Genomic DNA, 12,900 nt, shown 5'->3' on the forward strand with positions numbered 1-12,900 from the left:
GCCCGCCTTTGCCGCCGGCAGCCGGTCGGTTAGGCTTGCCAGGACGCGCCAGGGGACGCGGAGCGGCGACCGGGGGGCCCGGCGCCATGGATTACCCGCCCGTCGCACCACGCGGCGGCGCGGACGCACCGCCGTAGCGCCCGATTCCATCACCCGAAACCGCCAGGAGGCACTGCCATGAGTTACGTCCCGCCGCCCACTCCGAACGCCGCGCCGGTCCACGAGCCGATCCCGAACCACCTGGCCTGGGCGATCGTGTCCACGGTGTTGGCGACCTGCCTGTGCTGCCCGCTGGGCCTGGTCGGCATCGTCGCCATCGTGTTCTCGGCCAAGGTCAACGGCCTGCTGCGCGCGGGCGACCTCGACGGCGCGCGCCGCGCCTCGGCCAACGCCAAGACCTGGTGCTGGGTCGCCACCGCGCTGGCCATCATCGGCCTGCTGATGAACATCTACTTCTTCTCGACCGGTGGCATGGCCGAGTACCAGCAGATGCTCGAGCAGATCGAGTCGATGCAGTAACGGTCCATGGCAGTCTCGCGCACGCTGCGCATTGCAGGCGTGGCATCGGCCGCGGTCGCGGCCGGTGCCGGCGTCTGGCTGTTGCGGACGTTCGACCCCAACGCGGCGGGAAGTCCCTTCCCGCCGTGCATGTTCCATGCCTTCACCGGCCTGTACTGCATCGGCTGCGGGCTGACCCGCGCGCTGCACGCGCTGGTGCACGGCGACCTCGCCGGCGCCATGGCCATGAACCCACTCGGCGTGCTGATGCTGCCACTGATGGCGCTGATGGTCGCCTGGTCGCAGGGCTGGCAACCGCGCGTGCTGCGCCCGCTGATGGATGTGGCGATGGAGCCGAAGCTGTGGCTGTGGGTGCTGCCGGGCTACTGGGTGGCGCGCAACCTGCCGTGGCTTCCGTTCACCCTGCTGGCACCGGGCTGAGGCGCGGCATCGCACGCGCTGCGGCGGCACGCTCGATCCGTACCACGTAGAGCGGGGCTCGCCCCGCTGCCCGCACGCACCACCTTTCCATCAATGCGTGGATAGCCGGACCGGACCCGGCTCGATCGGCATGAGCGCAATCAGCTCACCCAGCCGGCGATGACCAGCAGCGCCAGCAGGGCCAGCCACAGCAGCAGCATGCGCCAGACCAGGCTCATCGCATCGCGCAGCTCGACCAGCTCGCCCATCACCGGCACCAGTCCTTCGCTGCGGTAATCCTCGATCTCCTCCGCCAGCTCGCCGCGCACCGCGGCGCGGCCGCTGGCCTCGAGGAAACCGCTCGCCGGCTGCCAGCGGTCGCCGCCGGCCGCGCGCCAGGCGCGGAACACCAGGTCGAAATTGCCGGCCAGCGCCAGGGCCAGCGTCATCAGGTGCGCCACCGGCCACTCCAGCCATTGCAACAGGACGCGTGCACCGGCCGCGTTCTCCGCCGGGAGCACCGGTCCATCGACGACCACCGCACGCTCGACCAGGCGGTACAGCACCGCGCCGGCCGGGCCGAGCAGCAGGAACCAGAACAGCGGCGCGAACCAGCGGCGCAGCGCACTGCGCATCACCACGCCCGGCAACGCCGGGCCTTCGACGACCGCGACGCCCGGTTCCGGTGCCAACCGTGCAAGGCGCTCGGCACGTGCCTGCGGATCGGAGGCATCGAGCACCGACTCGACGTCGATGTCCAGGTCGCGCGGACCCCAGGTGCAGACCAGCACGACCACGCCGAACAGCAGGGCCGGAAGTCCCATGAGCCAACCGGACAGGGCAAGCTGCACGGCGCCCACCAGCAGCACCAGTGGCAGCAACGCCAGCCAGATCCCATGCCGGCCGTACCAGAGGCCACCGTCATCAGGGTGCGACCCGAGCCACAGCAGCCACCGGGCGTACCAGGGGTGTTCGCGCAGCGACCGGGCCAGCGCCGGTGCGACATGCCCCAGCACCAGCGCAGCGATGACGGCGACCAGCGTAGTGAACATCGGTGTGGACCCTCCCTGCGCCGATTCTAGCCGCAGGCCGGTATCGCGGAAGCTAAGCGCGCGTGAGCATCGCCCCGTTCGCATGCCAATGGCGGATGAGGGACCGCGCGATCGAGATCGGCGGCGACAGCAGCAGGCCCTCGGGTTCCGATCCGTCGCGCGACAGCGCCTCGCCGATCTCCTCGCGGGTGAACCAGCGCGCATCCTCCAGCTCGCCGTCGACCCGTGGCTCGTCCGCTTCGGCCAGTGCCTCGAACCCGAGCATCAGCGCACCGGGAAATGGCCACGGCTGGGCCCCGAGGTAGCGGCAGGCGCGCACCCGCACGGCGGTCTCTTCATGGACTTCGCGGACCACGGTCTGCTCGGGTGCCTCGCCGGGTTCGACGAAGCCGGCCACGACCGACCAGCGCCGTGGCGGCCACCCGGGCTGGCGGCCCAGGAGCAGGCGCTCGCCATCGCTCACCGCGACGATCACCGCCGGGTCGACCCGCGGGTAGTGGTCGTTGCCGCACTTGGCGCAGTGGCCGAGGAAGCCTGCGCGATCGAAGGCCACGCTGCCTCCGCATACCCCGCAATAGCGGTTGCGCGCATGCCAGTACAGCATCCCGCGCGCATAGGCGAAGAGGCTGGCCAGGTCGGCGGGCCACTGCGCCGCGGCGCTGCGCAGGTCGATCCAGCGCGGCACGTCCACGCCCGACAGGGTGGCCGCCTCCAGCGCGAACCAGGCCTGTCCCGCGGACAGGCCGAGGAAAGTCGAGGCCCCCGGCCCGCCGCCAAGCCGCGCGCCGCCCAGGTCGAGCACCCTGCCCTCGGCATCGGCGGCGGCACGGCCTTCGCCATCGAGCACCAGCAGCCGCGCATCGGGCCACAGGCCGCGCAGGGCCGCGGCATCGGCGCGCAGCGCATCGGCGCGATCGAACGCGGGGGAGCCCGCGAAAGCAAATCCATCCAGGCGCTGCGGGAATGGCACCGCGTCGCCCATGCGGCTCAGACGCTGAAACTGCTGCCGCAGCCGCAGGTGGTCTTCGCGTTCGGGTTGCGGATCACGAACTGGGCGCCGCTCAGGCCCTCGCTGTAATCCACCTCGGCGCCCATCAGGTACTGCAGGCTCAGCGGGTCGACCAGCAGGGTCACGCCGTCGGTGTTGACGGCCATGTCGTCCTCGGCCTGGTTCTCGTCGAACTCGAACCCGTACTGGAAGCCGGAGCAGCCGCCGCCCTGGATGTAGACGCGCAGCTTGAGGTCGCCGTTGCCTTCCTCGGCGATCAGCTCGCGGACCTTGGAGGCGGCGGCCAGGCTGAAACGCAGCGGCTGCTCGAGTTGCTGGTAGCTGGGCAGGATTTCCATGGCGCCAAGATGGGGGCGGCGGGCGCCCCGATCAAGTCTTTCACGCCTTGGCGGCCTTGGCCGCGGTGATCGGCGTGGCGCCGGTGTCCTGCGCCTGCAGCGCGCGCGCCTCCTGCGACTGGACATGGACCAGCCGCCCGGTGAGCTGGGCGCCGGCGCTCATCTCCACCACCGAGTAGTGCACGTTGCCCTCGACCCGCGCCTTCTGCGCCAGTTCGATCCGCTCGCCGGCATGGACGTCGCCCACCAGGGTGCCGTTGATGATCACCACCGGGGCGCGGATCTCGCCCTCGACCGTGCCCTGCTCGGCCAGCAGCAGGCTGGCCGGCTTGCCCTCGGCCGCGACCACCTTGCCCAGGATCCGGCCCTCCACGTACAGGCCGCCGCTGAACTCCAGGTCGCCCCGGATGACCACTTCCGGCCCGATCAGGGTGTCGATGGCGAAGCCGTCGCGCTGGGTGGACTTGTTCTTGAACATGTTCATCTCGCTCCCCCGCTACCCGCGAGTTTCCAGTCGAAAGTCTGCTCGGTGCCCCCCGCGCCGCCTCGCAGCGAGACTCGCACATGCTGCGGGGTGAAATCCTTGGGCAGCATCACGTTGCCGGTCAGTTCCTGGAAATACCGGAACGAATAGTCCTGGCCGGGCGCGTCGTCGCGCTGGTTGAGGTCGCCCCAGTCCAGGGTGGCCAGCTTGCCGGCGCGCACGCCCTCGATCGAGAAGCGCAGCTGGCCCTGGCTGATCGCGCCGCGGTTCAGGTTCTGGGTCAGCACCGCGCGGTAGTTCCAGCTGCCGGCCTCGGTGGGCGCGAACTCGATCGAGTGCACGTTCAGGCCCTTGCGCTGGGCGGTGGCGCCGACCAGCCGCTCGTAGAAGGCCACGTCGGCCCGCAACGCGGCGATCTCCTCGTCGCGCTCGGCCAGGGACGACTGCAGCTCGGTGTTGGCCGCGCGGCTGATCTGGTCCGAACGCGACAGGGTGACCATGCGCTGGCTCAGTTCCTCCAGCTGGCGCTGCTGCTGGGCGGCGGTGCGCTCGGCCGTGCGCAACTGGCCGCGGGTGTCGCCCAGGCCCGGGGCGGCGAACCAGGTCGCCAATGCCCAGGCGCCCGCCAGCGACAACAGCCAGGCGATGGCGATGGCGATGATCCAGCCGCGGGCCGGGAATCCGGGATGGCGCGGAACCACGCGGAAGCGGGGAACGGGTTCTGTCATGGGGGACTGGGCAGGCCGGCGTCGGACCGATTCTGCCTATACTGCGGATCGACCGGGCCGGCTAGTGTAGCCCGTGTTTCCTGACCCCACCCCGCGACCGCGGCGGACCCGGGAGGAGTGCCCATGACCGATGCCCACATCTACGTGATCGGGATCCTGCTGGCCTGGATGGCGGGCATCCGCGCCTACCTGACGGTGTTCGGCGTCGGCCTGGCCGGCCTGATGGGCTGGGTCGACCTGCCGCCGGCGCTGGCGCCGACCCAGTCCTGGTGGGTGTTGGGCACCTCCGGCGCGCTGGCCCTGGCCGAGTTCTTCGCCGACAAGATCCCGGGCGTGGATTCGGTCTGGGACCTGCTGCAGACCCTGGCCCGGGTACCCGCCGGCGCCTTCCTGGCCGCGGCCACGCTCTCGCCCGACGGCCAGCTGGGGGCGGGCGCGCTGGCGGCGGGCGCCGGCGTGGCCCTGGTCAGCCATGGCCTGAAGTCCGGCACGCGCGCGTTGCTGAACACCTCGCCCGAGCCGGCCAGCAACTGGGTCGCATCGGCCGCCGAGGACACGGTGGTGGTCGGCGGCCTGGCCCTGGCCATCGCCCATCCGTGGATCGCGCTGTTGCTGGTGGTCGGCGCCAGCCTCTTGGGCGCGTTGCTGGTGTGGTGGGTCTGGCGCACCCTCAGCCGCGGCGTGCGGCGCCTGTTCGCCTCGCCACCGGCCTGAAGCGCATGCCCCGCGCACTTGTCCTCACCCGCGCAGTTGGTCACATAATGCGGTCCCAGCAGGGGGAAGACTGATGGCCGTGAGAGAACCCGCTTCGTTGCCGGAGGATGCGGCCGCGCGCCAGCGCATGCGCGCGGAAGCGCCGCCCCCGCACTACTGGCGGCGCTGGACCGGGGACGCGGCCACGATGCCGGCCGCGGCAACGCCCGCCGCCGACCCGACTCCCCCGGCACCGGCTGCAGCCGCTTCCACGGGCGGCGAGGCGCCGCGCGACAGCAACGCCGAATCGCCCTTCCGCATCCTCATCGTCGAGGACGACCGCACCCAGGCCCTGTTCGCGCAGAGCGTGCTGCACGGCGCCGGCATGAAGGCCGAGGTGCAGATGCAGCCGGACGGCGTGATCGATGCGATCGGCCGCTTCGACCCCGACCTCATCCTGATGGACCTGCACATGCCCGGCCTGGACGGCATGCGCCTGACCACCCTGATCCGGCAGCAGCCGGAGTTCCAGCTGCTGCCGATCGTGTTCCTGACCGGCGACCCGGATCCGGAACGCCAGTTCGAAGTGCTCGAGAGCGGGGCCGATGATTTCCTGACCAAGCCGATCCGGCCGCGCCACCTCATCGCCGCGGTATCCAACCGCATCCAGCGCTCGCGGGCGCAGCAGCGCCAGCCGTCGCCGCAGGCCAGCGCGGTGCTGCGCAGCCACCCGGAAACCGGACTGGCCACGCGCGGCTGGTTGCTGCAGCAGGTCGACGAAGCCTTGCGCGCAGGTGCCAGCGGCGGCCTGTTCTTCATCGAGATCGCCAGCGCCCTGGGGTTGCGCGAGCGCTACGGCTATGCGGCCTTCGAGCGCCTCATGGCCCAGGCCGGCATGTGCCTGGCGCGGATCGACGCGAGCGCGCCCCTGGCCCGCCTCAACGACAACAGTTTCCTCGCCCTGGCCCGCGGGCTGGACGAATCGGCGCTCGAATCCCATGCGCAACGCCTGCGCGCAGGCCTGGCCGAACATGGCTTCGCCGTACGCGAGGACGAACAGGTGCAGCTGCGCAGCGCGGTCGGCTATACCGCGCTTTCCCTCGGATTCGAGGACGCCGGCTCGGCGCTGGAGGCGACCGAGCGCAGCGCGCTGCAGGCGCGCCTGCACAGCGAAGGCGTGGCCGCCTACGTGCCGCCCAGCGACACCGAGGCGCAGGAGCGCCTGGCCCTGCTCGAAGGCCAGCTGGAGCTGGCCTACCAGCCGATCGTGGCCGTGGCCGGCAACGAACAGGCCCAGTACCAGGTGCTGCTGCGCCTGCGCCGGCCCGATGGCACCCTGCTGTCCGCCGGCCAGGTCGTGCCGGCCGCGGAGGCCAGCGGCCGCATCGCCGACCTCGACCAGCAGGTGATGGAGCACGCGCTGGACATGATCGCGCAGCGCGGCGCCGAAGGCCGGCCGTTGCGCCTGTTCGTCTCGCAGTCGCCGAGGACGCTGGCCCGCGAAGCCTTCGCCGACTGGCTGCTGCAGACGATCGCGCAGCGCGGGATCGACGGCACCTCGGTGGTGATCGACCTGCGCCTGGGCGACGCGCTGATCCACAGCGTGACCCTGGGCGAATTCTGCCGCCGGCTGATGGCAGCCGGGGTGCAGTTCTGCCTGAGCCAGTTCGAGCCCGGGACCGAGGCCGACGCCCTGCTCAACCAGTTGCCGCTGGGCTACGTGCGCATGGCCGCCCGCTTCGCCGGCGCCCATGCCGACGCCACCCTGCGCGACCAGTTGCGCGGCGTCATCGACCAGGCCCATCGCCTGGGCCTGCAGGTGATCGGGCAGCAGATCGAGGATCCGCAGGCCGCCGCGGCGATGTGGATGGGCGGCATCGACTACATCCAGGGCAACCTGGTCAGCTCGGTGGGCAGCGAACTGGACTTCGATTTCCAGAACGCGGTGCTGTGATGGCGGCGATGCCGGCGCAGCGCCGATTCTGGCCCGTGGTCACCGCCATGTCCGGGGCCTGCACGCTGCTGGCCATGGGCCTGGGACTGAGCGGCAACGGCGGCACGTCCTGGGGACTGGTGTCGGCCGGACTGGCGTTGCTGACCATGGTGTCGGCGATGTTCGCGCTGTTCTCCAATGCCGCGCTGGCGCGCGACCTCAACGAGGCCAGCGCGCGCGCGACCGCCGCCGAGGACGAGTGCAACCTGCTGCAGCGCGACGTCAACCGCCACGACCAGCTCGAGCAGCAGCTGCTGCAGGCCAAGCGTGCGGCCGAGTCCGCGGCGATGGCCAAGGGCGAGTTCCTGGCCACCATGAGCCACGAGATCCGCACGCCGCTCAACGGCATCATCCCGATGCTGGACCTGATCGCGCGCGGCAGCCTGGCCCCGGACCAGCGCGAGATGCTGCGCACCGCGCACGAGTCCTCGCAGCAGCTGCTGCGCATCGTCGACGACATCCTCGACTATTCCAAGCTCGAGGCGAACCGGCTGGAGCTGGAGATCACCAGCTTCAACCTGCGCGAGCTGCTGGAAGCGGTGATGCAGCTGATGCAACGCCAGGCCGAGGGCAAGGGCCTGCGCCTGGACCTGCAGATCGACCCCAACGTGCGCCTGCCGGTGCGCGGCGACCCGGTGCGGCTGCGCCAGGTGCTGACCAACCTGATCGGCAACGCGGTCAAGTTCACCGAGCGCGGCGGCATCCAGCTCGGCGTGCGCCGGCTGGGCGAGACCGCGGCCCAGCACATGCTTCGCTTCGAGGTGCGCGACACCGGCATCGGCATCGGCCAGGCGCAGCAGCAACGGCTGTTCCGCGCCTTCACCCAGGCCGACGCGTCGACCACCCGCCTGTACGGCGGCACCGGCCTGGGCCTGGCGATCTGCAAGCGCATCGTCGACCTGATGGGCGGCCGCATCGGCGTGCAGTCCGAGCCGGGCCAAGGCTCGACCTTCTGGTTCGAGATCCCGCTGCTGAAGGTGATCGGCGACGTGCAGATACGGCAGACCTCGCAGGACGCGCGCCGCGTGCTCGCGATCACCCCGAACCTGCGCCTGCGCCAGCGCATCGCCCTGCTGCTGCCCAACTGGGGCATGACCGTCAGCATCGTCGAGACCACCCAGGAGGCGCTGGAGCGGCTGCGCCAGCAGACGGCACCGGGGCAATCGGCCGGCTTCGTGGCGGTGGTCGCCGACTACGACGGCCTGCGCCACAGCGCCCGCGCCCTCCACCGCGCCCTGCTGCGCACGCCGGCCTATGCCGGCGTGCGCCTGCTGTGGCTGTACGGCGACGAGGAGATCCCCGAGGAACTGCGCGCCGGCACCGACCTGCTGCCGCGGCTGGCGCCCGACGTGGACCTGCGCGGCGCCCTGCTCGAACCGGCCGGGCGGGCGGCGCCGCCGCCAGCGGCCAGCGAGCCGGCCCCGGCGCCGGAACCGGTCGAGGTCGCAGCTGCCGAACCGGTCCATGCCGGTCCGCCGCCGCGCCTGCTGCTGGTCGAGGACAACCCGGTCAACCTGCTGGTCGCGCAGAAGCTGCTGTCGGTCCTGGGATACGAGTGCGATACCGCGCCCAACGGCGAGGTGGCGTTGTCGCACATGGCCAGCGGCAGCTACGACCTGGTGCTGATGGATTGCCAGATGCCCGTGCTCGACGGCTATTCGGCGACCCGGCGCTGGCGCGAACACGAAGCCGGCCAAGCCCCCGGAAAACGCCTGCCGATCGTGGCGATGACCGCCAATGCCATGGCCGGCGACCGCCAGCGCTGCCTCGACGCCGGCATGGACGATTACCTTTCCAAGCCGGTGGCGCGCGACCAGCTCGACGGCGTCCTGCGCCGCTGGCTTCGCACCGCACCGTCGCGCACGGCTGCCAAGGCGGCACTTGCGCCGGCGGCCAGCGCCGCGGCACCTGCGGCCACCGACGCTCCGCCGTCCGGAGTATCCCGGCCGGTGGTGGCGCCGGCAGCGACCCCGGCGGCGCCCGTCGCGACGGCAGCTCCCGCTGCGCTCGCCCGCCCGGCCGAGACGCAAGCGGTCCCGGCGCCCGTCCCCGCGCCGGCACCTGCTCCCGCCCAGCCTCCGGCAGTGGCGATGGCGCCGGACATGCCGATCTTCGTTCCGCCGCCTGGCAGCCCGCCACCCGAAGCGTCCGCGGGCCCGTCCGAGCCGCGGGCCGAGGAAGATGCGCCCACCGTACAGGCGCCGCCGCCGCCGGTGCTGGAGCCGGAGATGCTCGACGAACTGCGCGAGATCGCTGGCGACGAGGCGCTTTCGATCGTCAACCTGTTCCTCGAGGATGCGCCGCGCCTGATCCGGCTGATGGAACAGGCCTCGGCGATGCCGGACCTGGAGGTCATGCGCGAGGCCGCGCATGCGCTGAAGTCATCGAGCGCCAATGTCGGCGCGCTGGCCCTGTCGGCCGCGGCCAAGCGCATCGAACTGGGCGCGCGCGCGCATGCGCTGGAGCGGCCGGCCGTGGCCGTGGCCCTGCTGATCGCCGAGTTCGCGCGCGCGCGCGTGGCCCTGCAGGGCTGGCTGTCGACCGCCGGCTCGCCCGCTCAGTCCTCGAGCTTGCTGAGCAGGTAGTTCGGTTCGCCGATCCGGCCGATCAGGTCGAGCTGGGTTTCCAGCCAGTCCACGTGCTCCTCCTCGGAATCGAGGATCTTCACGAACAGCTGCCGGCTGACGTAGTCCCCGATCGAATCGGCGTGTGCGATGGCCTCGCGCAGCAACGGCAGCGCCTCCATTTCCAGGGCGAGGTCGCACTCGAGCAGCTCGCGCGGCGTCTCGCCGATGCGCAGCTTGCCCAGCGCCTGGAAGTTGGGCAGGCCTTCGAGGAACAGGATCCGCTCCGACAGCCAGTCGGCGTGCTTCATCTCCTCGATCGATTCCTTGTACTCGTGCTCGGCCAACTCCTTCAGGCCCCAGTTCTTCAGCATCTTGGCGTGCAGGAAGTACTGGTTGATCGCGGTGAGCTCGTTGTAGAGCGCCTTGTTGAGGTATTCGATGACCTTGGCGTCGCCTTTCATCGGGCTGCGCTCCTGCTGCCGGAAACCGCGCGCACTGTATCGCGCCGCGGGCGGCGGCGAAGTAACGCGAATCGTGTTCATTCCGGCGCGATCGCCGGGGCTGCCCTCAGGCGGCGCAGGCCAGTACCGGCAACGGCAGCTCGGCCTGCATCTGCGCGATCATGTCGGCGGCCATATCCAGGCACGAACCGCAGTTGGCGCCGCAGCCGGTGCGCATGGTCAACTCGCCGATGCTGCCGCAACCGTTGTCCACGGCTTCGCGGATCTGGCGATCGGTGACTCCGTTGCAGAGGCAGACGTACACGGGCGGGAACCGGCTGGAGCGATGGTGTCATTCCAGCAAGAATGAGAATGGTTGTCAATTAAGAGGGGGTCGCATCGCTGCCCGTCTCCCCAGCCGCCATTCAGCCCGATGAACGCCGTCCCCGCGAACCGTTCGGCCTGCGCCGCGGACGGTCATGGCCGGCGCTGCTGCCCGGCAGCCACGCCTGCTGGGCGGCGGCCGGCATCTGCCGGAGCGAGGCGCCCACACCCTCGGCGAGCGGCGCCAGGTGGCGCAGGGCGCGGGCATAGACGCCGCGCTTGAAGGTCACCACGTGCTCGACCGGGTACCAGAAGTCGACCCAGCGCCAGTGGTCGAACTCCGGCGTATCGGTCGCGTCGAGCCGGACCTGGGATTCCTCGCCGACCAGGCGCAGCAGGAACCAGACCTGCTTCTGGCCGATGCACAACGGCCCGTCCCCGCCGCGGCGGATCGCCCGGCCCGGCAGGCGATAGCGCAGCCAGCCCGGCGTGGCGCCGAGCAGTTCGACGTGCTCGGGCAACAGCCCGGTCTCCTCCTGCAGCTCCCGGTACATGGCCTCGGTCGGGGTCTCGTCGCTGCGCATGCCCCCCTGCGGGAACTGCCAGCCGTCCCGGCGCACGCGGCGCGCCCAGAACACCTGCCCGTCCGGGCGCATTAGCACGATGCCGACGTTCGGCCTGTATCCGTCCGGATCGATCACGATGCGGACTCCCAATTCGACTGGCTTGGACTGTGCCACGGGGCCGACGGGCCGACAAGCGCCGGATTGACAGCCGGCCGGCGAAGGTGAAGAATTCGCGGTTCTCCGCGAGGCTATGTAGCTCAGCCGGTTAGAGCACAGCACTCATAATGCTGGGGTCGGTGGTTCGAGTCCACCCATAGCCACCATGCGGAAACCACGGAAAACCCCGCCAGCGCGGGGTTTTTTGTTGCCCGGCCGCGGCCTAGAGCGTGTCCTTGTAGACCACGCCGTCCTTCATGATCACCTTGAAGCTCTGCTCGGGCCGGGCGACCAGCGAGATGTCCGCGGTCGGGTCGCCGTCGACCAGCAACAGGTCGGCCAGCGCGCCTTCCTCGACCACACCGATGGTGCCCGGGTAGGGATTGCGCTTGCCGCTCAGCTGCAGCAGCTCGCCGTTGGTGCCGGTGGCCATGACCAGGGCCTCGGCGGGGGTGTACCAGCGGGTGAGGCTGGCCAGGATCGCCCCCTGTTGCGTGGCCAGCGCCGCGGAGAACAGCACGTCGGTGCCCCACGCGGTCTTGAGCTTGTGCTTCCTCGCCAGCTCGTAGGCGTGGTTGTTGCCGGTGAATACCTCCTCGAACTTGGCCCGCTCCTCCGAACCCGGCGGAAAGGCGTTGCCCAGCTCGACCGGGAACGGCTGGATGCTCAGCCATATCCCGCGTTGCGCCATCAACCGGGCAGTGGCGTCGTCCATCAGGCTGCCGTGCTCGATGACCTTAACGCCCGCCTCGACCGCTTCGCGCACGGCCGCGGCCGTGTAGGCGTGCAGGGTGACGTAGGTCCCCCAGTTGCCGGCCGCCTCCACCGCCGCGCGCAGTTCCGCCGGGGTGAAGGTGATCGCGTCGAGCGGGCTGTGCGGCGAGGACACGCCGCCGCCGGCGGTCAGCTTGATCTGCGCGGCACCGCGCATCAGCTGCTCGCGCACGCGCATGCGCACCTCGTCGGGGCTGTCGGCGATGGCGGTGTCGCCTTCCAGGTCGGTCGAGCCCGGGACGCCCATCGTGCGCGGCAGGTCGCTGGCCTGGCGGAAGTCGCCGTGGCCGCTGGTCACGCTGATCATCGCCCCCGACGCATAGATGCGCGGGCCGGGCAGCACGCCCTCGTCCACCGCCTGCTTCAGGCCGAAGGAATTGCCGCCGACGTCGCGCACGCTGGTGAAGCCGCGCATCAGGGTGCGGGTGGATTCGGCGGCGGCGATCGCGGTCAGGTAGCGCTGGTCGCCGTTGAGGATCGCACCCAGCGAAGGGGCAGCCATCATGCTGTGCCAGTGCGCATCGATCAGGCCGGGCATGAGCACCCGGCCGCCGCCGTCGATCACCCGGCTCGCCGGCTCGGACGCGAGTGCGGCACCGATGCGTTCGATCCTGTTGCCGCGCACCAGCACGTCGCCGGGTGCGGATACCCGCCCAGTCCTACCGTCGAAGACCCGCACGTTGCGGAACAGCACCGATCCGGGCGCTTGCGCCGCCGGGGTGCCAGCCGCCTGCGCCGCGGTGGCGAGGGAATGGTCATGCGCACGGACACTGCCTGCCGCCAGGCCGGCGACGAGGAAAACCAATGCGACGACCAGCGGGCGCGAACGGTATTCCATGACATCTCCGCGACAAGGAG

At 70.9% G+C, this 12,900-nt stretch carries 14 protein-coding genes and 1 tRNA gene; 6 read left to right on the forward strand and 9 right to left on the reverse strand.

All coding sequences use genetic code 11. The annotated features are described in order from the left end of the window. Nucleotides 1-177 precede the first annotated feature (177 nt). Nucleotides 178-519 carry a CD225/dispanin family protein gene (locus tag CSC66_RS13285; RefSeq protein ID WP_162377885.1) on the forward strand — a complete coding sequence of 114 codons (342 nt, stop codon included), beginning with the start codon at nt 178-180 and terminating at the stop codon, nt 517-519. A gap of 6 nt (nt 520-525) precedes the next feature. Continuing rightward, entirely contained in the window at nt 526-939 is a 414-nt protein-coding gene (locus CSC66_RS13290) for a DUF2752 domain-containing protein (RefSeq protein WP_162377886.1), read from the forward strand. Between the two features lie 140 nt (nt 940-1,079). Here CSC66_RS13290 and CSC66_RS13295 read toward each other — a convergent pair whose 3' ends face one another. The 5 genes from CSC66_RS13295 to CSC66_RS13315 are packed head-to-tail and all read right to left on the reverse strand — an operon-like array spanning nt 1,080 to nt 4,529. After that, nucleotides 1,080-1,970: a hypothetical protein gene (locus CSC66_RS13295; protein ID WP_162377887.1), complete on the reverse strand. Its 891-nt coding sequence runs from the start codon at nt 1,968-1,970 to the stop codon at nt 1,080-1,082. A gap of 52 nt (nt 1,971-2,022) precedes the next feature. Further along, complete coding sequence (gene nudC / locus CSC66_RS13300) at nt 2,023-2,952, reverse strand: NAD(+) diphosphatase (protein ID WP_162377888.1); 930 nt, start codon at nt 2,950-2,952, stop codon at nt 2,023-2,025. Between the two features lie 5 nt (nt 2,953-2,957). Then, on the reverse strand, nt 2,958-3,317 hold the full coding sequence (erpA, locus tag CSC66_RS13305) for an iron-sulfur cluster insertion protein ErpA (RefSeq protein WP_162377889.1): 360 nt from the start codon (nt 3,315-3,317) through the stop codon (nt 2,958-2,960). Between the two features lie 40 nt (nt 3,318-3,357). After that, nucleotides 3,358-3,795, reverse strand: a complete 438-nt coding sequence (locus CSC66_RS13310; protein ID WP_162377943.1) for a bactofilin family protein — start codon at nt 3,793-3,795, stop codon at nt 3,358-3,360. 2 nt (nt 3,796-3,797) lie between these two features. Next, nucleotides 3,798-4,529, reverse strand: a complete 732-nt coding sequence (locus tag CSC66_RS13315) for a DUF6776 family protein (RefSeq protein ID WP_162377890.1) — start codon at nt 4,527-4,529, stop codon at nt 3,798-3,800. A 123-nt stretch (nt 4,530-4,652) separates the two neighbouring features. Here CSC66_RS13315 and CSC66_RS13320 point away from each other — a divergent pair, with 123 nt between their 5' ends. From CSC66_RS13320 to CSC66_RS13330, 3 genes are all read left to right on the forward strand, one after another. Beyond that, nucleotides 4,653-5,243 carry a DUF4126 domain-containing protein gene (locus tag CSC66_RS13320; protein WP_162377891.1) on the forward strand — a complete coding sequence of 197 codons (591 nt, stop codon included), beginning with the start codon at nt 4,653-4,655 and terminating at the stop codon, nt 5,241-5,243. Nucleotides 5,244-5,316: 73 nt separating this feature from the next. Next, nucleotides 5,317-7,176: an EAL domain-containing protein gene (locus CSC66_RS13325; RefSeq protein WP_162377892.1), complete on the forward strand. Its 1,860-nt coding sequence runs from the start codon at nt 5,317-5,319 to the stop codon at nt 7,174-7,176. Beyond that, a complete protein-coding gene (locus CSC66_RS13330) occupies nt 7,176-9,800 on the forward strand; it encodes a hybrid sensor histidine kinase/response regulator (RefSeq protein WP_379655828.1) in 2,625 nt (874 codons plus the stop codon). Before CSC66_RS13325 ends, CSC66_RS13330 begins: the two co-directional genes overlap by 1 nt. On the opposite strand, the gene bfr is transcribed toward CSC66_RS13330, so the two are convergent. The 3 genes from bfr to CSC66_RS13345 all read right to left on the reverse strand — a co-directional run bounded on the left by bfr (nt 9,773) and on the right by CSC66_RS13345 (nt 11,247). Continuing rightward, entirely contained in the window at nt 9,773-10,243 is a 471-nt protein-coding gene (gene bfr, locus CSC66_RS13335; protein ID WP_162377893.1) for a bacterioferritin, read from the reverse strand. The genes CSC66_RS13330 and bfr overlap by 28 nt on opposite strands. A 106-nt stretch (nt 10,244-10,349) precedes the next feature. Beyond that, complete coding sequence (locus CSC66_RS13340; RefSeq protein WP_162377894.1) at nt 10,350-10,547, reverse strand: (2Fe-2S)-binding protein; 198 nt, start codon at nt 10,545-10,547, stop codon at nt 10,350-10,352. A 100-nt stretch (nt 10,548-10,647) separates the two neighbouring features. Further along, nucleotides 10,648-11,247 (reverse strand): RNA pyrophosphohydrolase, encoded by a 600-nt coding sequence (locus tag CSC66_RS13345; RefSeq protein ID WP_162377895.1) that lies wholly within the window; start codon nt 11,245-11,247, stop codon nt 10,648-10,650. 111 nt (nt 11,248-11,358) lie between these two features. Here CSC66_RS13345 and CSC66_RS13350 point away from each other — a divergent pair. After that, a tRNA-Met gene (locus CSC66_RS13350) sits at nt 11,359-11,435 on the forward strand. Between the two features lie 56 nt (nt 11,436-11,491). Here the strand turns inward: CSC66_RS13350 and CSC66_RS13355 are convergent. After that, nucleotides 11,492-12,880 carry a metal-dependent hydrolase family protein gene (locus CSC66_RS13355; protein ID WP_162377896.1) on the reverse strand — a complete coding sequence of 463 codons (1,389 nt, stop codon included), beginning with the start codon at nt 12,878-12,880 and terminating at the stop codon, nt 11,492-11,494. Nucleotides 12,881-12,900 lie beyond the last annotated feature (20 nt).

Source organism: Pseudoxanthomonas kaohsiungensis, assembly GCF_010211765.1.
In the GTDB taxonomy this organism is placed as follows: domain Bacteria; phylum Pseudomonadota; class Gammaproteobacteria; order Xanthomonadales; family Xanthomonadaceae; genus Pseudoxanthomonas; species Pseudoxanthomonas kaohsiungensis.